Below are 19,053 nucleotides of genomic sequence, written 5' to 3'. Positions count from 1 at the left end.
ATTCAGGGTGAAGTTAAAATGGGTTTTGCTATTTTGATATTGATTACTTTGATGCCTGAATAAAGCCGCTTTTTTACTTGCGCCCGATTCTCCTGAAGCAAAATAAAAATTTTACTTAAAATCAGGTTGATCAGGTCTTTGTGACTAAAAAAGGATTTTTTATGAGATTGAGAAATACAGCAACTCTCCTCACTTTGGCTGCCAGTGATGATCATGAAAAAATCATTGCCGCGCTTGCCCAGATACTGAAGTCGCTTACGTTGGCACACAAGAAAACAGCACAAACAAACCTGCTCTTGCACTACTTTGAAAGAGCAAAAGAAGAGGGTGGGGAAATCGTCATCGTTAGTGAAAAAATAGTTGAAATTGATGGGCAAGACAACTCGTTTGATGTCTGTGCCAGAAAAATTGCTAAGGCATCGTTACTAACTCTTCAGCGGCGCATGCCCCGGTTGAGATTATGTGCTGTGCAGGTCTTTGATCTCGAAAATCCTGATGTTGCAATAGGCATTGATGATGGAGAGTTGACTGTCAGCTACTGGCAATGGCTGGATGAAGTTAACTATACTGAAGCGCAATTTGCAGCTCATGTATTGGCACTGAAAAATGAATTTAGAAAATATGTGGTCCTTGCTGAGGTTTAGCACAACAGTTTTAGCGAGTACCTTATATAAACAATTAATGCAAACACAGGACTGAAAGCTCTATGAACACTTTTGCCGTCATCATTAAACACAAAACCCAGCCAGGAAAACGCGACGAAGTGCGCGCTGTCTGGGAAAAACATATGGCCCCGGCTGTTGCAGCTAATCCTGGCCACCTGGCCTATTTCTATTGCTTTGACAATGCTGATCCGGACGTGATCTGTGCGTTTCAGCAATACAGCAGCGCAGAAGCCTCACAGGCATTTTTGCAGACAGCCAGTTATGCTGCTTATCTGGTCGATGTCGAACCTTTGTTATCTGGCCCGCCGCAGGTGACGGCGTTGACGCCGATGTGGGTGAAGACTTCCTGATTTTGACGATCGTATTAACATAGCTAGAGCTCATAATTTTAATCTGTACTTTAAGATGAAATATCGCCTTCCTGCAGGAGAGAAGTGTTGAGACGCCAAACAGACTTATTAAACAAAATTAATTTGAATTCCATGTGCATGAAGGTATATAAACAGGTCGCGGTTGCGCTGGTAATGGCAGCATTATCATTTAGTGCAATGGCTGATGAATCTAAATCGAAAAAAAACGAGGTGCCTGCAAAATTCTATTTTTTAGGTAATGTAGGTCTTTATTTGGGAGTCATAGATGAAACGGTCAATGACTTTATTTCTGCTGCGGCGGACAAAAAAATAGAGCGTCTATACATTAATTCCCAGGGAGGAGATGCTCACTTCGGCATCATTTTTGGACATTGGGTATACGACAATCAGATTGAGGTCGAAGTGCCTAGTTTGTGCATGTCTGCATGCGCAAACTATGTATTTACCGCAGCAAAAACAAAAATAATCAGGCCTTCCGCATTGGTTATCTGGCATGGTAGTGCGGAGCAATGGACTATCAGGGAAATGAATAAGAAGTATGAGGACTATTTGGCGCTTTCTTTAGCTGGGAAAGCGTCCACGGAGCAAATAGCGTATTTGGATAGTGATAAATTGCGGTACGAGGGTTCCAATCAATTATTGTCTGAACAGCGGCAGTTTTTCAAGAAAATAAATGTCAATGAGTATATAACCAGGCTAGGGCATGAACCTGTCTTTTACAAACGGGTATGGGTTGCAACAGTCGGTGTAATGAATAAAATGAATATCCAGAATATCTCTGCACCAGAAGGATATGGGAATATTGATTATTTGAAAAAACATCACCCTGACCGTATAGACCGCCTGGTGTCATTTGGCTTGAACAGTGAAGACGAAGTCGCAAAGCTGGACTAGTTAGCGCGGCGTATCAGGCATCGTGATCCGGTATTTTCTGTAGTCGCGATAATTTAAGATACATCGTCAAAGGGTAAAAAATTCCCTAATAAAAATTTCAATATTTATCTCCCAAACCCATCACTCTCACCGCCGTGACTTTGTACTCCGGCGCATGCACCAGATTGTCACAGTAAGGCGAGGTCAGCGCATTGACATTCAAGTCTGCGCGGTGGAAGCTACAAAACAACTGGCCGACCTGCATTTTGTCTGTGATGTGTACAGGCAGGACTGCTGTGCCATAGCGGCTGCTGATCTGGGCTGGCTGGCCCTGTGCAAGGCCTAGCTGCCGGGCGTCGGAGGGTGAGATGTCGAGGGTGTCGGTGGGTTTGAGCACAGCATTGGGGCTACGGTAAGTCATGGTGCCTGCATTGAAGTGATACAGCTCGCGGCCCGTTGTCAGTAGCAGGGGGTAGTCATCATCGCAGACTTCTGCTGTGGGCTGATATGGGATGCAGGCCAGGCTTGCTTTGGGGGCGACACCAAAGCCTTGCTGGTGCAGGACGGCTGTGCCGGGATGATTGTCGTCTAGAGTGGCGGGGCAGGGCCATTGCAGGCTTTCGTTTTGCAGGCGCTGGTAACTGAGACCGGCGCTGGCTGGCCAGACGCTGCGTATTTCATCCCAGATGGCTTGCGGGTCATCGAATATGAAGCCCTGCTCATGGCCCATGTGTCTGGCCAGTTCTGTGATGATCTGCCAGTCTGGTTTTGCCTCACCAGGGCTGTTGACGACTTGCCTGACTCTTTGTACACGACGGTCGGCGTTCATAAAGCTGCCGTCTTTTTCAAACACACTGGCTGCAGGGAAGAAGACATGGCCCACTGCCTTGGCAGTTTCGTTAAGGAAGAGGTCTTGCACGACGACGAGTTCCAGTTGCGCCAGGGCTGCCAGGGTTTGATTGGCATTGGGCATGGACATGGCGATGTCATATCCCATGACCCACATGGCTTTGAATTTACCCGAACTGGCGGCTGCCAGCATGGCAGGCAAATCCAGCCCTGCGCTTGTTGGCAAGCTCGTGCCCCAGGCTTGCTCGAAGCTGGCGCGTACCTTGGCATCGGCCAGGTTTTGCGCGCCTGTCAGCGAGGCGGGCTCGCATCCCATCTGGGCTGAACCCTGGACATTGTTTTGGCCGCGCAAGGGGTTGATGCCACTGCCGCGCTTGCCCAGGTTGCCGGTCAGCAGGGCGAGGTTGATCAGGCTCATGACGCCTTGCGTACCTTGCAGGTGTTCGGTCATGCCAAGACCGTGAAAACACATGGCGGGCTTGGCTTGCGCATACATGCGGGCGGCGCGGCGTATGTCGCCTGCCTGAACACCGCACTGGCTGGCGACCTGTTCTGGCGCATAGGCTGTGATGAAACTGTGGAAACCTGCCAGACCATCAACGCGCATGGCGATGTAGTCGTCATCCTGCAAACCTTCTTCGAGCAGGGTGGCGGCCATGGCATTGAACAGCGACACGTTGGTGCCGGGGCGCAAGGCCAGGTGTATATCGGCGCAGGCTGCCAGCTCGGTACGGCGCGGATCGATGACGATGAGGCCAGCCCCGGCGCGCACTGCCTGTTTGATGCGGGCGCCGACGATGGGGTGGTTTTCTGTCGGGTTGCAACCGCATAGCATGAACAGGCTGCTGTGTTCTATGTCATCGAATGAATTGGTCGCTGCGCCCGTACCCAGCATGGTCTTGAGGGCCTTGGCGGATGGCTGATGGCAAACCCTGGCGCAGCAATCGACATTATTGGTGCCCAGCACTACGCGGGCAAATTTCTGCGCGAGATAGTTTTCTTCATTGGTGGCGCGGGCTGAACCTAATACGCCCAGGCTGTCTGCGCCATACTTGTTGCGCAGTTCTTGCAGGCGGCTGGCAGTGAAGCTCAGGGCTTCTTCCCATGAAACTGTATACCAGTCACTGCCCCTGCGCAGCATGGGCTGGGTGATGCGATCCGGGGCGTGTGTAAAGTCGTAGGCATAGCGGCCCTTGACGCACAGATGGCCGTGATTGACAGGGCTATCCGTTGGCTTGATGGCGACGACTTTATTGTCGTGGCTGTCGACTTCCATCTGGCATCCGACACCGCAATAGACGCAGGTGGTTTTGGTCAAATGATCAACCGGCCCTGTGCTGCGCTTGTCAAAAATTGCGCCGGTCGGGCAGGTGTCGGCGCAGGCGCCGCATGATACGCAGCCGCTGCTGAGCAGGCTCTTGCCATCTGCCGGGGCGATATGGGTTTGCTCGCCCTTGCCCCAGACTTTCCAGACAAATTGCCCCTGTACTTCGTCGCAGATGCGTACGCAGCGCTGGCAGTGTATGCACCTGTCCATGTCTATACCCAGATAAGGGTGGCTGTCATCCTTGAAAATAGGTGATTGGTGATTGCTACCAGCGCTTATGCCATTTTGTTTCAGCAATTGATGGAAGGGGTGCTCAGCCTGCTCACTCATTGCCGTGGCAGGATAATTATCCGCCAGTAGCGAGAGGTTGGTATGCAGCAGTGATTGCAGGCGTGGTGTTGCTGTATGTATGGCCATGCCATCAATGACTGCGGTGGCGCAACTGGATACGGGGCGGGCTTGCCCTTCGACTTCCACCAGGCACAGTCTGCATGCACCTATGGGCTTGAGCCTGTCATCATGACAGGGGTGAGGTGGCTGGCAGCCATTATCGCGCAAGGCTTCCAGGAGGCTGCTGCCTTCTGCTACTGAGCATGCCTGGCCATTTATGCTGATGTGAAGCATGTCTGCAACTCCGCATGGTAATGGCGTTGAATTGACTGTGCGAACTCTGCCAGGCCGCGCCCATGGCCGCACAGGCTGGCATCAGCCAATGCTGTTACCAGGGCCTGCCAGCGACTTGCATTCCAGTGCCCACCTTGCAGTATGTCGTCAAAGTGGCGAGAGATTTCTGCCGCGCCGTGATGGCAGGGCGTGCATTTGCCGCAGGACTCAAAGGCACCAAAGCGAAATACCTGCGCCACCAGTTCGGCAATGCTGCAACTGTCATCAAAAGCGATGACGCCACCATGACCGACAGCGCCGCCAATTTGCTGCAGGCTTTGATAAGCGAGCGGGGTATCAAGCAATTGTGGTGGTATCACACCTGCCAGTGGGCCGCCTATCATCAGGCCTTTGAGCTGGCCTTGCTTCAAACCCAGGCCGAGCTTGTCGACGATGTCACGCAGGCTGATGCCAAATTCGACTTCATACAGGCCAGGCCGCTTGAAGACAGCATTGAGTGACAAGAGCTTGGTGCCAGGGCTCTCTGGCGTGCCCAGGGCTGCGTAGGCGGCAGCGCCATGGGTGATGATCCAGGGGATGGAGCACAGGGTTTCGACATTATTGACCAGCGTTGGTTTGCTGTATAAACCCAGTTCGGTGATTTGCGGTGGGCGCAGCCTGGCTTCTGGCCGCCTGTCTTCGATAGCATTGAGCATGGCGGTTTCTTCACCGCAAAGGTAACTGCCTTTGCCGATGACGAGATGTATTTCAAAGCCATGTGCACTGCCAAGTACATGCTGGCCCAGCCAGCCTGCCGCCCGCGCCTGTGCGATTGCTGCCTGCAGCATACTGGCTGTTTGCTCATATTCACGGCGCAGGTAGATGTAGCCCAGACGGGCACCGACGGTAATACCTGCGATGAGCATGGCTTCTATCAGACGGTAAGGGTCTCTCTCCATCAGCAGGCGGTCACTAAAGCTGCCGGGGTCGCCCTCATCGGCATTGGCGACCAGGTATTTGCAGTCCGCTTTTTGCTCGGCCAGCAATTGCCATTTCAGACCCGTAGGGAAGGCCGCGCCGCCCCGGCCACGCAAGCCTGAAGCGCTGATCTGCTGCATGACTGCGGCGCTGTCCATGCGCAGGACCTGGTGTAAAGCCTGTCCGCCGCCTGTCTTGCAATACGCTGCCAGATCAAGCACAGCAGCATTGGCGACATTGCCGAGCAGGACTGATGCGCGGGCATGGCTGGCGATATGGGGAAGTGCATCCTCACCCTGCCGTGCCGGGCCACGATAACACTGGCCCAGGCAAAATACGGTGGGGCTGCTCTGGCACGCCTGCTTCCAACACGCAGGATCTTGCTGCCTTGCAGCAAAACAGGCCAGCCCCTGACAGCGACTGCCCGTCAGGGATGCATGGGACAAGTGATAAAAGCTGTCGCTGGCAAGCCGTGCAAGGATGTGGTCCATATAAGCCAATATGAAACGCTGTACGGGCATAGCGCCTATGCCAGCTTTCAATATGGCATAGCTGCCAGCATTGTCAATTGAGCTGTATCAAGGAATGCCAGCATGAGCATGGCTGGCACTGATTTAGCAACAATCCTGATGCTCCTCATCATTTGCCGCCACAGTCGCTCTCAACAACTTGGCTGCCTGCACCATGTTTTCCAGCGCAGCTATCGTCTCTGGCCAGTCGCGGGTTTTGAGGCCGCAGTCGGGGTTGACCCAGAGACGGGCGTCGGGGAGTACGCTGCGGGCTTTTTGTAGCAGCCTTTGCATTTCGCTGACCTTGGGCACGCGTGGTGAATGGATGTCGTAGACGCCGGGGCCTATGTCATTCGGGTAGGCGAATTCGCCGAAGCCGTCGAGCAATTCCATGTCCGAGCGCGAGGTTTCTATGGTGATGACGTCGGCATCCATGGCGGCTATCCAGGGCAGGATGTCGTTGAATTCTGAATAGCACATGTGGGTGTGGATTTGCGTATCGTCCCTGACGACGGCTGAACTCAGCTTGAAGGCACGTACTGCCCAGTCGAGATAGGCGGACCAGTCTTGCTGTTTCAGCGGCAGGCCCTCGCGGAAGGCGGGTTCGTCTATCTGTATCATGCCTATGCCAGCTTTTTCGAGGTCGGCAACTTCATCACGCAAGGCCAGGGCGATTTGCAGGGCGGTGGTGGAGCGTGGCTGGTCGTCGCGCACGAAGGACCATTGCAGCATGGTGACGGGGCCGGTCAGCATGCCTTTCATGGTTTTAGCGGTCAGGCTTTGGGCGTATTCGCTCCAACTGACGGTCATGGCTTCCGGGCGATAGACATCACCATAGATGAAGGGCGGTTTGACGCAGCGTGAGCCATAGCTTTGTACCCAGCCATTCAGGGTGAAGCCATAGCCCCAGAGTTGTTCGCCGAAATATTCGACCATGTCATTACGCTCTGGTTCGCCATGCACCAGCACGTCGATGTCGAGCTTTTCTTGTTGCTCAACGACCAGGCGGATTTCTGCGCGCATGGCTTCGAGGTATTCGAGATGCGACAAGTCACCACGTTTATACGCCGCGCGGGCCTGGCGTATGGTCTTGGTTTGCGGGAAAGAGCCTATGCTGGTGGTCGGGAACAGGGGCAGCGCAAAACGCTTTTGCTGTTCGCTGATACGGCCAGCAAAAGCATGGTGACGGGTGACATCCTGTTCTGTAACCGAGGCCAGGCGTTTTTGTACGATGGGGTTGTGGATGCGTACTGAGGTGCGGCGGCTGGTGACAGCCTGCTCTGCAGCCTTGAATTGCTGGGCGACGCTGGCAGCATTGCCATTCAGGGCTTGCTTGAGGGCGACGATTTCATCAAGTTTTTGGGTGGCAAAAGCCAGCCAGCTCAGGGTTTCTGCATCGAGCGCTGTCTCTGCTGCGAGATCCACCGGTACATGCAGCAGAGAGCAACTTGCGGCCAGCCACAAATTGTCGCCCAATTGCGCGTGGGCGGTTTGCAGGCTGGCCAGCAAGCCTGTCAGGTCTGCCCGCCAGATATTGCGGCCATCGATGATACCTGCGGACAATACGCGGTCTTGCGGCCAGTTGACCAGCAGAGCAGACAGTTGCTGAGGAGCGCGTACCAGGTCCAGGTGAATGCCAGCGACAGGCAGGGCATGCAACAGGGCGGCGCGTTCCTGCACTGATTCAAAGTAAGTCGATAGCAGCAACTTGGGTGTGTTTTGTGCGAGGGCATTGTAGGCCAGCACAAAGGCATCCAGCCAGGCATTGTCGAGGTCCAGTGCCAGGATAGGTTCATCTATCTGCACCCATTCAACGCCTTGCTCTTGCAGGCGGGCCAGCAGGCGCTGGTAGGCGGGGATGATTTTGGGTAGCAAATCGAGTTTGATGTCCAGGCCGCTTTTGATCTTGCCGAGGTAGAGCAGGGTCAGGGGGCCAACCAGGGTGGCTTTGGCTTTGTGGCCCAGGGACTGGGCTTGTGTGAGTTCTTCAAATAGCCAGTCTGTGCCGCCATCAAAGCTGGTGTCGGCTGTCCACTCTGGTACGAGGTAATGGTAGTTGGTGTCAAACCATTTGGTCATTTCCATCGCAAAGTGCTGGGGGTTACCACGGGCGGCGACGTAGTAGTCTGCCAGGTTCAGTTTTTTTGCATCAAAGCCAAAGCGCGTAGGCAGGGCGCCCAGCAAGGCCAGGGTGTTCAAGACCTGGTCATACCAGGCAAAGTCACCAACGCTGACAAAATCGAGGCCAGCCTGCTTTTGCAAACCCCAATGGCGGGCGCGCAAATCGGCACCGGTTTCATGCAGTGTGGCTTCGGTGATATCGCCGCGCCAGAAGGATTCTTGCGCGAATTTCAATTCTCTTTGGGCGCCGATGCGGGGGAAGCCCAGGGTGTGTGCTGTTGTCATTTCATTTCTCCTATCGTGGGAGGACTTTTGCAAAACTACCTGGCCGCAATAAGGCGGCTGGGGGAATTTTGCAAAAGTCCTATGGGTGCTAGCATGATGGGTTAGAATTGACTATGATTCAAACGACATATTTTAAGAATCATCTTGAATTTTATTCATAATGAGGCCTGCAAGGCTCAGAGATCATGCAATCCATACTAGAGCTACGCCACCTGAAAACCCTGCATGCCCTGCGTGAGTCTGGCAATTTATTGCGTGCGGCGGTTCTGTTGAATGTCACGCAATCAGCACTGTCACACCAGATCAAGTTGCTGGAAGAACATCACGGCACACCCTTGTTCGAGCGCAAGACCACACCCATACGATTCACGCCCGCGGGTGAGCGCCTGCTGCAGCTGGCAGACAGTGTCCTGCCGCAAGTCGCCAATTGCGAGCGCGACCTGGCTCGCATGGCCCAGGGTGTGGCGGGGCAATTGCGTATCGCGGTTGAATGCCATACCTGCTTTGACTGGCTCATGCCCGCGATGGATTTATTCCGCCAGCGCTGGCCTGAGGTGGAGCTGGATATCGTGTCCGGCTTCCAGGCGGACCCGGTCGGGTTGCTGTACAGCCACAAGGCGGATGTGGCGATTGTGTCAGAAATGGATGCGGATGAGAGCGTGGCTTATCACCCCTTGTTCCGCTTCGAGATCATTGCCTTGATCGCCAAAGACCATGCACTGGCGACGCGGGATTATCTGGTGGCGCAGGATTTTGCGACGGATACCCTGATTACCTATCCCGTGCCGGATGAAATGCTGGACGTGGTACGCCAGGTCTTGAAGCCCGCCGGTATAGACACCACACGCCGCACGACCGAGCTGACAGTCGCCATGCTGCAACTGGTCGCCAGCAAGCGCGGCATTGCTACCCTGCCGGTGTGGGCCGCCCAAAACTATGTAAACCGCGATTATGTACTGCCCAAGCGCATTACTGCGGATGGTTTGACTGGCAGGTTGTACGCAGCCTGCCTGCCGGATTTGTCGGCCAAGGCTTATCTCAGTGATTTTGTGACGACGATACGGGAGAGTAGTTATTTGAATTTGCAGAGTATAGAGTTGATTTGAGTGCATTGTTGCTGGACAGGCACGGGCATGTTTTGTTCTTTGTAGGAGCGGCTTTAGCCGCGAATGCTTTGCTGCATTGGCCATAAGTAGTGCGGGCATTGCTGCACTTGCTGTTCGCGGCTGAAGCCGCTCCTACAGGGGATTGCGCGTGTTTTATTGACTGGACATTTCTGTATTTGCTACCTCATCTTCCGAGAATTTTTCCAACCCGCGTGCAAGTGATGAGACGCTGGGGTTTTCTACGAAGACGCAGCGCTTGCCAGTGCGTTTGCAGAAATCCTTGACCCGCCAGTAGGCGGTGTGGCTGATGCAGCCGGTCTGGCAGATGACGAGGTCGGCGGCGGCCAGGCTGGCGTCGAGCAGGCTCTGGTTGTCTTCGAGACCACCATCATGGTGGGCGAAGCGGCCGCCTATGCGTTCTATGAGGTCGCGATAGGTGGGGACATTACCGCTGCGGCCACCTACGCATAGGACGGTTTTTTGCTTCAGGTGCAGGGTGATGGGATAGACTTTTTCTTCTGGCTGTTGTCTGCCTTGCTCGGCTGCCTGTTCCTGTATGTCGGCGACGGCTTTGCTGGCTTCTGCGAGTTTTTGTTTTAGCTCGCGTACCTGGTTTTCTGTTTCGGTTTGGCGCTCAGCCATTTGCTCGATTTTCTTGAGCAGGCGCTGGCGGGTTTCCAGTTCGGGGATTTCTGCTTTCAGCGCGGCGATGTCGCAACTGAGGAAATGGATGCTGCTGTCCTTGCCTATACTTTCTGCGCGCAGTTGTATCAACTGGGTGTTTTGTTTTTCTATCTCGCGGGTCTTTTCTGCCAGGGCGCGATTATGTCTTTCCTGCACGCGGCCCAGTTCGCGGGTCAGTAATTTGTTTTGTTCAAGCAGGGCATTGAAGCGGGCGATATCGATGCGTACGCTGGCACCGGCCTGGTGCTGCAGCATGTGCATGTCGCGGCATAAGCCGTCTTGCAAATCGGCGTCGCAACGCGGGTGTGTCAGTGCGGCCCAGAATGCGCCAGCGACATCGCCTTTGTCGATTGCGGCCAGCCACAGGCGGGTGACGGCTTCTACTGTCTTGGCTGCACGAAACTCTTGTATGGTGCGGGCATAGCGTTGCTCCAGCTCTTGCTGTATGGCTTCTGACAGGCGGTTGCGGCGACCACATTCTGCAATCGCGCCGACATGGATTTCATAGTCTTCGGCAATGGCCTGGCCATTCATGGCCTTGTTAACGATGCGTCGCAAGGTCGTCAGGGGTATGCAGACACCGATGACGGGGCAATGGCATTCATGCGTCAAATCCCAGATACGGCGACGGCGTGAACCTACCGGTGTGGCTTCTGGTGTTAATGCAATACTATGTTTGTCATGTTCACACATACGGTACTCCTCTTGATGCTTCTGACCAGTGATGTTGCATAAACTTGCTTGATGATTTGCTTAATGATTTGCTTAGTGCATTTTTTTACCCGGTGCTATTTCAAAGCCGGTGGCGTGAGGCGCTTCAGGGGTTTTGGACAGGCGTGTATCGTAACTTTCTATGTTCAACTGCGCTTCTGCCAGCATATAGGCGAGCACGCGGAAAGCCTCGACATCAAAGCGCAGGGACACATGGTTCAAAGACAGGTGGACTACCCCGCATTCAGGGCAGATCATGACTTCGCCGACTTTGCTTGAGGCCAGACCGAGGTGCTGGCAAGCGTTGGCTGATTGCTGATGTTTCATGTGTTCCTCTGCGCTAGGCTTAAGTTGGGTTCTAATTTGTGTTTTTAGGTGCTTGAATACTCAGGCATGGATCAGGTCGGGTATGCGTCTTGACGACGTGGCTGACGTCGTAGATGGATGCAGTTGACGCAATAGACGCGCCTCCCGATTTGCTGTCATCTGTTTCTACATAGCCATGGATTTGCAGGCTGGCTTGCTGGCTGGCAGGCAGCCATACCGGCACACCCAGGTCGCGCCTGACGTGGCCATTGCCAGCCAGCAGGACGACACCGCGGTCGGCGTTTTCAGTGACGATCTTGGCCATCACGACATCACGCGCAACTTGTGCCCTGACCATGCTGGGGACGATATTGTCTGGCATCTTGCCGCAATGGCCGCTTTCCATCGCAGCACGCTGGCCATCGACTACCACGGTAGGCAAAGGCTGGTCGAGCTCGTAGCTGGCGATGATGTTCTTGTCGAGTACTGCGGCATAGCCTTCACGCATGACGCGGGCAGCATCGGCACGGGACAGGTTGGCTGCCAGCAACGGCAGTTTGTAATCAATGGCGAGCTGGATCACGGGGCGATAATGCGGCCATTCCCAGCGTTTGTTGCCGACTTTGCTGATGATGCAGTCTGCATCATTACAAGTTGCCTGTGCCTGGGTCAGTTCGGCCTGGTTTTCGCGGTCGAATTGTTCCATGGCGATGGCGGGACGCCAGCCTGCGACGACCAGTTTTTGCAGGTCGGCATAGCGTTGTGCATGCCCGTCTGGATTGTCGTGAACTTCGCCCAATAACAATATCTTGCTGCCACTCACTGGCTTTTCAGCCTGGGTCGCGCATGCTGATAAAAGGCTGGCTAAGGCCAGGGCAGCGGCTGCACTGGTGAAACGAGTTAATTTACGCATTGCTACATGTATCCCTTGTGTCAATTTCCTGGCCTATGAACCACAGGACGCCGCTAGGGTCCGTGAGTGTGAAGTCGCGCATGCCATAAGGCTGTTCAACGACTGGGGTGAGGCGCACCTGGTATTTTTCTGCAATGCCGGATGAGACGATGAACTCGTGCCAGATGCCGACATCATCTACCAGGATATGCATCATGAAATTATTGGTGTGATCAGCGACATAGAACTCTTGCAGCATGAAGCTGCATTGTGCATATTTGAGATGGGCAATGCCATCTTCACTAAAGACGACTTCAAAGCCCAGGTCTTGATAAAAGGCCTGGGATGTTTCAAAATTTTTAGCAGGCACAAAGGCCTTGATTTCTTGCATCTTTGGTTTTTGCATGATCTCTCTTATCGGCAATAATCGGCAATATGGTTTGCTATGCGCTTTTCCTGGCGCGGGATGAAGCGCGCAAGGGGGTGACCAGCAAATCACCTTCTTCATTGTGCATGCAAGTCAGAGCAATATTGTATAAGTCTTCCAGCGCTGGTACTGCTTCGCGGTTGCTGGCGATATCAGCAACGAGCTGGCCATTTTTTACTAACAGCAGACGTTCGAACGCCTGCATCGCATGGTTGATGTCATGCAGGATGGCGACGATGGCATGCTGGCGTTCTGTCGCATATTCTTCGAGGCTGGCGAGCAGGTCAAATTGCAGGCCGGGGTCGAGTGCTGCCAGCGGTTCATCGACAAGTATCAGGCCGTCTCGCTGGTCCCACAACTGGGCAAAGATGCGCGCCAGTTGTATGCGTGCCTGTTCGCCGCCAGAGAGGCTGTCAAAGCGACGGCCCAGCAAATGGGCTGCATGGGCCATGGCCGCTGCTTGCCTGACTATGTTTGCCAGATCAGGATCATGCGCACGGCTGACACGACCCAGGCTGATGACCAGATCAGTCTCCAGACCAAAGGCCACATCACTGTTTTGCGGCAGGACGGCGCGCAGGCGGCTGAGTTCCATCAAGGACCAGCTTGCCAGCGGGCGTGACTGAAAAGTGATGTCGCCGCTGCTGGTTTTCAATTCACGGGACAGCAGTTTCAGTAGCGTGGATTTACCTGCACCGCTGGGGCCGAGTATGGCGACTTTTTCTGCCTTGCCTATGCTGATATTAAAGGGCCCAAAATCTTTCTTGCCCAGCCTGGCGCAGACGGCGTCAAGCTGAAGCAAACCCTGTTGTGTGGTGGTTTTCATTAACATGATATGTAGCCTATTCAGGCTAAACGACTACGTGCATTACGCAGCAGGATCAGGAAGAAAGGGCTGCCCAGCAGGGCCGTGAAAATACCCACTGGCACTTCAGCCGGGATGGCGATGCAACGTGCCACGGTGTCGGCCAGCAGCAAGAGAAAACCACCCATGAGCATGGAGCGTGGTATCACCTGTCTTTGATCTGGCCCACCCATGGTGCGCACCAGATGTGGTGCAACCAGGCTGATGAAGCCTATCATGCCACACCAGGCTACCGCAAACCCGGTCAGTACCGCGACCAGTACAATGACCTGGCTGCGCAGGCGGCGTACATCGATGCCGACATGGGCAGCCGCAGCTTCGCCCAGGGCCAGGGCATTCATGGCGCTGATCATGCGCCTGACCCACCACCAAGCTGGCAACAGCAACATCAATAGCAAGCTAGCAGCCAGCCAACTCGCACCTGCCAGGGAACCCAGGGTCCAGAAACTCAGGTTGCGCAATTGTTCGTCCGTTGCAAGGTAAGTGCACAGACCCAGTACGGCAGCGCTCAGGGCATTCAAAGCAATACCTGTCAATAGCAGGCCAACGATGGAACCAGGTGAAATCCAGCGCGCCACACGATCAAGTGCAAAGCAAACCAGCAGTGCGCCGCTGAACGCAGTGACCGGCAAGATCCACATACGCCATGACATGGGAATAGGCAAGTGCATGCCTGACAGGACAACGATACTCAAACCCGCAGCCGCAGCCGCACCGGCAGTAATGCCCAGCAAATTGGGATCTGCCAGCGGGTTGCGGAACAAGCCTTGCGTCAATGCACCTGACATGCCGAGTGCAGCACCCACCAGCACGGCAAACAGGGCACGCGGCAGGCGGATATTCCACAAGACATAGCTGCTGCCTGTCAAAGTCTGGTCGTCGCTGAAGTCTAGCAGGGTCAGCCAGTCTTGCAATGCGACAGGCACGGCACCGAATTGCACACTCAGTAGCAAAGCGGCAAGCAGGGAGATACCCAGCACCAGCAGCAGGCCAGGCCTGCCGCTTTGCAAAAGCTTTGCCTGCAAACTTGGTGGCAATTCACCAGACACAGTTACCGAGGCTTTCATGCCTGCATGGCCTTGATGATGGCACTGTCAAGCTGGCTGATCGCCGACGGCAGACGCGGCCCAAAGCCCAGCATGAGCATGGCTTCTTGTGACAGTATGCGGCGCTTGCGGCCTGCCGGTGTTTGTTCCACACCCTGCAATTTCAACACAGACTCTATGCCGCCTGAGGCTTTCAGGCCCTGGTCAGTCACGAGGATGATGTCAGGCTGGGCGGCGATCATGGCTTCTGGTGTCAAAGGCTTGTAGCCACTGAAACCGCTGCTGCCATTGCCACCATTGGCCGCAGTCAAGGCATTGCTGGCACCTGCATATTCAAGCACGGCATGGGCAGCGGTTTCACGACCTGCCACCATGATCTGGTTAGGTGCATGAGCGAGAATGAATACGGCTTTGGGGCCTTTGCCCTTGCGCTGCTCTATTGGCATGCGGACCCTGGTCCATTCCTGCTGCAGGCTCTGCATCAGGGTAGCTGCCTGGGCTTGTGTGCCAGTCAGTTCACCAATCTGCTTGATGCGGTCGAGCACGCCTTCAAACTTGTGATGCGCAGGCAAGACCGCCAGTGGTATGCCGGAGGATGTCAACTGGCGTATCACGGCAGGCGGGCCTGCATCTTCGCTGGCGATGATCTGGGTAGGGGCCAGGGCCAGTACACCTTCTGCCGACAGGGCGCGGGCATAACCGACGTTAGGCAGTTTTTGCACGCTCTCAGGGAAGTTGGAGGTGGTATCGACGGCAACCAGGTCATTGCTGGCATTGAGGGCGAAGATGATCTCGGTGATTGCTCCGCCTACGCTGATGATGCGCTGCTTGCCTTTGCCGGTTGCGGCTTGTGCCCACGGTGCCAGCATGCTGGAGCCAGCCAAACCCGCCAGGCTAGCAAGTTGCATCAATGCCTGCCTGCGCAAGCGATTTGTTGGGCTTATGCTGCGCATGTCTGGCTTTCTGACAAGAGGTTGTCGATCAATGCGCGCCATTCGCAGAGTTCTGGCTTGCCGGGTTTGCGTTCACCAAAGAACATGGCGATGGTTTCGCCGTCGGCATCAAACAATTCCAGTGATGTGACGAGGCCATCTGTGGTTGGTTTTTTGACGACCCATGCACTGGCGATATGGTCTTCACGAAGATGCAGGTTGAAGCGTGGGTCGAGCACATTCACCCACGGCCCCATTTTGGCAATCTTGCTGACCGGGCCGGAATGGATTTGTATCATGCCGACATTGCCGGTAAATACCATGATGGGTACAGCTTCAGCAGCAGCGGCCTGCAATAAATCCTGGCAGCTGCTGACATCAATTTGTTGGACAAACCGGGCATCAGCCACGCGCAAGGCCTGGGTGCGCGTCACGGCAAATTTTTTCATGAGGCCAAAGAACTCATGAGTATCACGCAAGGATGCCCAGGCCTGACGGAAGCCGGTGACATCGATGTCCTTGTCAGCCAGTTCCAGCAGTTTTTCTGCGGCATCTTTTGTTTGGATACCGGTTTGCTGTTCAACAGCGGCAAAGCTGGCGACCAGGGCTTCATACGCTTCTACATTGCTTTGTGGCTTGATGAAAATCTTGTGGATGGCAGTGCCGGTAGCATCATAGAATTGCAGGCTTTTTTGCTCGCTGCGTTCTTCGCCGCTTCCTGTTTGCTCTGTCACGGCAAAGCCAAATGCCCATTGTTGATAAAAAATCCGCAAATCGATTTCACCTGCCAGCACCAGGCCAATGTGATTATTATTACTAATTTTGCTGTAGCTGCCAGTTTTTTCATGGACGCAGGAAGGATTGCGTGTCAGGGCCATGACTTCGCCCAGGCTTTCTACCGCGGCGATAATTTCTGGCCACTCTGCGCGCAGGCAGGTGGCACGCAGCAGGCAGTTGCTTTCTATGGCTGCTGTGCCTGCGTGGGCGGCGATCAGCTCGCCTTCGCTGATCTCCAAAGTTTCTGCGATGTCACGATGTCTGGCTTTTTTCTCGCGGCGCATGCTGGCGAATTCTTCACGTACTTTAGCATTTTGCTGCGGGTTCAAATGTTGGGCTGGCATGACGATTCCTTCTTAAAAGTCGTAACGAACTGATACCTGGGCATTCCGGCCAGGGGCGGTGTAAGCATCTTTGACGTTGGTGTTATCAGCCAGGCCGCGTACATCAGACCAGGCCCAGTATTTGGTATCAAAGACATTGTTGAGGTTGACATTGACTATCAGGTTTGGCATGGGCCTCCAGTACACACCCAGATCAACGATGTGGTAAGAACCTGGTGCAAACTGTGTTGTTGCTGCAGGTGCGATTCTGTCGAGCTGCTTGCCTTGATGATGCTGGAATTGCCCACGTGCGCCCCAGGCTGCTGTTTCATAGCGCAGGCCTGCCAGGAATTTCATTGGGTTGATGGTGTCGAGTGGCGTTTTTACGCCGGCAACTTCGCTGTCGCCCTTGGTGTAGGAGACACCAGCAGTGGCTTGCCAGTTACTGTCGATTTGCAATTCTGCACGGGCTTCTGCACCACGGATTTGCGCCTTGGCCAGGTTGATGTACTGGAATACCAGCGGGTCGATTGCAGTGCCAGTGCCGCGCACTACCTGCTGACTGATGAAGTCTTTGTAGCTATTGTCGAATGCGGCGAAGGAATAACGCAAACCCTGCACTCTGCCACGAAAGCCAATCTCAAAGCTGTCAGCACGTTCTGCTTTCAGTTGTGAATTGCCTATGCTGGTGTAGCCGGATGCCAGGTTGGTGAAACCATTATTGACCTGGTCAGGAGTAGGTGCACGGAAGCCCTTGGCGAATTGTGCATAAGGTGCAAAGGCAGCGTCGAGTTGCCATACCAGGCCCAGGCGTGGTGTGACTGCACTGTCGGACAAGGTGGCTACTGCACCGCCTGTGTAACCTGCACTCGATGGTGCAAGTTTGTAGTGGTCATAACGCAGGCTGGGGATGATGCTCAGCTTGCCTGCTTCGATTTCATCCTGGATGAAGGCGCCTGTGACTGTGTAAGTCGTATCAGGGAAAGGCTTGGCCGGGAAAGTTTCGCCAAAAGGCGCTACCGTGCCATCGCGCAGGCCGGTGACTTCTGTGCGGTTCCAGTCAAAGCCGTAGCTGAGTTTTTGTTCAACTGCACCGGAGAAATTGCTTTCCATGATGTTGGACAGGCCGACGATCCTGGTGTTGTAGTGGTTGTCGCGGGTGCGGTCAGCAGCGGTGTTCCTGTCTTCGGCAGAGTATTGGCTGACCTTGGCATCTTGCCAGTACAGGCGTGTCTCGGCATTGTGCAACCAGCTGGAATTCAGGTTTCTATAGCGGTGTGCTAGGCTGAGTTTATTGCGCTCTACCTTGTCGCGGGTATCGAGGTCCAGGGTACTGGTGGATGCCAGTGGCGGGATGGCGCGGGCAGAATAAACATCAGTATCCTGCGTGCGTTTTTGTGCTTCTACGCTGGCTTCGATTTGCTGGTTGCCATCGATTTTGAAGATTGCCTTACCCAGCAGGTATTGGGCATTGAAATCTACTGGATTTGGTTTTGTGCGGTTGACGTTTTTTGCGTCATTGTCTGCACGGTTTTCTGTTTCATGACCACGACGGTCACTGACCAGCAGCAAACCTTGCCAGCTACCGTTGTCGCCAGCGATAGCGGCAGTATTGCGCCATGAGCGATCGACTGTGCCATAGCCAGAACGTACGAAGCCACCAAAAGACTGGCCTTTTTTGAGCAAATCAGACGGGTCCAGCGTCCGGAAGCTGACTGCACCAGCCAGACCATCGCTACCGAACTGTGTGGAGGTAGGGCCTCGCAAAATTTCTACTGCCTTGATGCCATCGAGTTCAAGAAAATCACCACGGCCTGTCGCAAATGCGCCAAACGAAAAACTATCCGGTACACGCGTACCATCAACCAGCATCAAGACCTGGTTACCTTCCAGTCCACGAATATTGATGCCTTCATTACCAGCACGACCAGTGGAGCTGCCAGCCGCTGTAAAGCGGGTAGGGGCAGCACGTACACTGATATCGAGTTCATTGCGGAACAGGTCCTTGATGTCGCGGCCACCTTCTTGCTCTATCCTGGATGCAGGGATGACGGTGACGGTATTTGGCACACTATCGACTGTCCTGGCGGTACGCGTAGAGGTGACAGTAATGTCTTTGAGAGTAGTTGCTTCTGTCGGTGGAACCGGGCCTGGAGTTTGTGCAAAAGTAGTTGCCGGAGCCATGCCCCATGCCATACCCAGCGCCAGGGCGATTTGCGTCTTGCTTAGCATCGTGTTTCCTAATTTTAAAAATTGGACACTGGCTAGCGGCGACTGGCTGGTGCGTATCATGGTCAGCTCCATAGCCCGCACGTTCATTGCATCGTGCTTGAGGCTGGGAGCATCGTAAAAAGGGGAGTTTTTACGACTAATATATTTTAATCGAGTTTATTATAAATGAGA

The 19,053-nt window shown here is 54.3% G+C and carries 16 protein-coding genes; 4 read left to right on the top strand and 12 right to left on the bottom strand.

Annotated elements, in window-relative coordinates; genetic code table 11:
* Nucleotides 1-161: 161 nt before the first annotated feature.
* From UNDYM_RS18770 to UNDYM_RS18760, 3 genes are all read left to right on the top strand, one after another.
* Nucleotides 162-644, top strand: coding sequence for a hypothetical protein (locus UNDYM_RS18770; RefSeq protein WP_162042398.1), 483 nt, complete (start codon nt 162-164; stop codon nt 642-644).
* Nucleotides 645-706: 62 nt separating this feature from the next.
* On the top strand, nt 707-1,015 hold the full coding sequence (locus UNDYM_RS18765; RefSeq protein ID WP_162042397.1) for a putative quinol monooxygenase: 309 nt from the start codon (nt 707-709) through the stop codon (nt 1,013-1,015).
* An 87-nt stretch (nt 1,016-1,102) separates the two neighbouring features.
* Nucleotides 1,103-1,930 (top strand): hypothetical protein, encoded by an 828-nt coding sequence (locus tag UNDYM_RS18760; protein ID WP_162042396.1) that lies wholly within the window; start codon nt 1,103-1,105, stop codon nt 1,928-1,930.
* Between the two features lie 97 nt (nt 1,931-2,027).
* On the opposite strand, the gene fdhF is transcribed toward UNDYM_RS18760, so the two are convergent.
* From fdhF to metE, 3 genes are all read right to left on the bottom strand, one after another.
* Nucleotides 2,028-4,709, bottom strand: coding sequence for a formate dehydrogenase subunit alpha (fdhF, locus tag UNDYM_RS18755; protein ID WP_162042395.1), 2,682 nt, complete (start codon nt 4,707-4,709; stop codon nt 2,028-2,030).
* Nucleotides 4,691-6,157 carry an NADH-quinone oxidoreductase subunit F gene (locus tag UNDYM_RS18750; RefSeq protein WP_162042394.1) on the bottom strand — a complete coding sequence of 489 codons (1,467 nt, stop codon included), beginning with the start codon at nt 6,155-6,157 and terminating at the stop codon, nt 4,691-4,693. Before UNDYM_RS18750 ends, fdhF begins: the two co-directional genes overlap by 19 nt.
* A 123-nt stretch (nt 6,158-6,280) precedes the next feature.
* Entirely contained in the window at nt 6,281-8,581 is a 2,301-nt protein-coding gene (gene metE, locus UNDYM_RS18745) for a 5-methyltetrahydropteroyltriglutamate--homocysteine S-methyltransferase (RefSeq protein WP_162042393.1), read from the bottom strand.
* Between the two features lie 182 nt (nt 8,582-8,763).
* Between metE and UNDYM_RS18740 the strand changes: the two genes are divergently transcribed.
* On the top strand, nt 8,764-9,687 hold the full coding sequence (locus tag UNDYM_RS18740) for a LysR family transcriptional regulator (protein ID WP_174244994.1): 924 nt from the start codon (nt 8,764-8,766) through the stop codon (nt 9,685-9,687).
* 153 nt (nt 9,688-9,840) lie between these two features.
* Here UNDYM_RS18740 and UNDYM_RS18735 read toward each other — a convergent pair whose 3' ends face one another.
* The 9 genes from UNDYM_RS18735 to UNDYM_RS18695 form a co-directional block, all read right to left on the bottom strand.
* Nucleotides 9,841-11,064 carry a DUF2325 domain-containing protein gene (locus UNDYM_RS18735; RefSeq protein WP_162042391.1) on the bottom strand — a complete coding sequence of 408 codons (1,224 nt, stop codon included), beginning with the start codon at nt 11,062-11,064 and terminating at the stop codon, nt 9,841-9,843.
* Between the two features lie 72 nt (nt 11,065-11,136).
* Nucleotides 11,137-11,409, bottom strand: a complete 273-nt coding sequence (locus tag UNDYM_RS18730) for a hypothetical protein (protein WP_162042390.1) — start codon at nt 11,407-11,409, stop codon at nt 11,137-11,139.
* A gap of 31 nt (nt 11,410-11,440) precedes the next feature.
* Nucleotides 11,441-12,301, bottom strand: coding sequence for a ChaN family lipoprotein (locus tag UNDYM_RS18725; RefSeq protein ID WP_162042389.1), 861 nt, complete (start codon nt 12,299-12,301; stop codon nt 11,441-11,443).
* Nucleotides 12,294-12,686, bottom strand: coding sequence for a VOC family protein (locus UNDYM_RS18720; protein WP_162042388.1), 393 nt, complete (start codon nt 12,684-12,686; stop codon nt 12,294-12,296). The genes UNDYM_RS18725 and UNDYM_RS18720 overlap by 8 nt, the downstream gene beginning before the upstream one ends.
* 37 nt (nt 12,687-12,723) lie before the next feature.
* Nucleotides 12,724-13,539: an ATP-binding cassette domain-containing protein gene (locus UNDYM_RS18715; RefSeq protein ID WP_162042387.1), complete on the bottom strand. Its 816-nt coding sequence runs from the start codon at nt 13,537-13,539 to the stop codon at nt 12,724-12,726.
* Between the two features lie 14 nt (nt 13,540-13,553).
* Nucleotides 13,554-14,639 carry an iron ABC transporter permease gene (locus tag UNDYM_RS18710; protein WP_162042386.1) on the bottom strand — a complete coding sequence of 362 codons (1,086 nt, stop codon included), beginning with the start codon at nt 14,637-14,639 and terminating at the stop codon, nt 13,554-13,556.
* Nucleotides 14,636-15,571, bottom strand: a complete 936-nt coding sequence (locus tag UNDYM_RS18705) for a hemin ABC transporter substrate-binding protein (RefSeq protein ID WP_232063544.1) — start codon at nt 15,569-15,571, stop codon at nt 14,636-14,638. The genes UNDYM_RS18710 and UNDYM_RS18705 overlap by 4 nt, the downstream gene beginning before the upstream one ends.
* The gene (locus tag UNDYM_RS18700) at nt 15,559-16,671 is read right to left on the bottom strand and encodes a hemin-degrading factor (RefSeq protein WP_174244956.1); all 1,113 of its coding nucleotides are present in this window, start codon (nt 16,669-16,671) and stop codon (nt 15,559-15,561) included. The genes UNDYM_RS18705 and UNDYM_RS18700 overlap by 13 nt, the downstream gene beginning before the upstream one ends.
* 12 nt (nt 16,672-16,683) lie before the next feature.
* Nucleotides 16,684-18,882, bottom strand: coding sequence for a TonB-dependent hemoglobin/transferrin/lactoferrin family receptor (locus UNDYM_RS18695; RefSeq protein ID WP_162042385.1), 2,199 nt, complete (start codon nt 18,880-18,882; stop codon nt 16,684-16,686).
* Between the last annotated feature and the right edge of the window lie 171 nt (nt 18,883-19,053).

Source organism: Undibacterium sp. YM2, from assembly GCF_009937975.1.
Classification (GTDB): domain Bacteria; phylum Pseudomonadota; class Gammaproteobacteria; order Burkholderiales; family Burkholderiaceae_D; genus Undibacterium.
This window is presented reverse-complemented; position numbering and strand designations above follow the sequence as displayed.

Excerpts from the sequence above, each read along its gene's own strand:
- UNDYM_RS18770 (WP_162042398.1), top strand. The coding sequence starts at position 162 with ATGAGATTGAGAAATACAGCAACTCTCCTCACTTTGGCTGCCAGTGAT.
- UNDYM_RS18765 (WP_162042397.1), top strand. The coding sequence starts at position 707 with ATGAACACTTTTGCCGTCATCATTAAACACAAAACCCAGCCAGGAAAA.
- fdhF (WP_162042395.1), bottom strand. The coding sequence starts at position 4,709 with ATGCTTCACATCAGCATAAATGGCCAGGCATGCTCAGTAGCAGAAGGC.
- UNDYM_RS18750 (WP_162042394.1), bottom strand. The coding sequence starts at position 6,157 with ATGGACCACATCCTTGCACGGCTTGCCAGCGACAGCTTTTATCACTTG.
- metE (WP_162042393.1), bottom strand. The coding sequence starts at position 8,581 with ATGACAACAGCACACACCCTGGGCTTCCCCCGCATCGGCGCCCAAAGA.
- UNDYM_RS18735 (WP_162042391.1), bottom strand. The coding sequence starts at position 11,064 with ATGTGTGAACATGACAAACATAGTATTGCATTAACACCAGAAGCCACA.
- UNDYM_RS18730 (WP_162042390.1), bottom strand. The coding sequence starts at position 11,409 with ATGAAACATCAGCAATCAGCCAACGCTTGCCAGCACCTCGGTCTGGCC.
- UNDYM_RS18725 (WP_162042389.1), bottom strand. The coding sequence starts at position 12,301 with ATGCGTAAATTAACTCGTTTCACCAGTGCAGCCGCTGCCCTGGCCTTA.
- UNDYM_RS18720 (WP_162042388.1), bottom strand. The coding sequence starts at position 12,686 with ATGCAAAAACCAAAGATGCAAGAAATCAAGGCCTTTGTGCCTGCTAAA.
- UNDYM_RS18715 (WP_162042387.1), bottom strand. The coding sequence starts at position 13,539 with ATGTTAATGAAAACCACCACACAACAGGGTTTGCTTCAGCTTGACGCC.
- UNDYM_RS18710 (WP_162042386.1), bottom strand. The coding sequence starts at position 14,639 with ATGAAAGCCTCGGTAACTGTGTCTGGTGAATTGCCACCAAGTTTGCAG.
- UNDYM_RS18705 (WP_232063544.1), bottom strand. The coding sequence starts at position 15,571 with ATGCGCAGCATAAGCCCAACAAATCGCTTGCGCAGGCAGGCATTGATG.
- UNDYM_RS18700 (WP_174244956.1), bottom strand. The coding sequence starts at position 16,671 with ATGCCAGCCCAACATTTGAACCCGCAGCAAAATGCTAAAGTACGTGAA.
- UNDYM_RS18695 (WP_162042385.1), bottom strand. The coding sequence starts at position 18,882 with ATGCTAAGCAAGACGCAAATCGCCCTGGCGCTGGGTATGGCATGGGGC.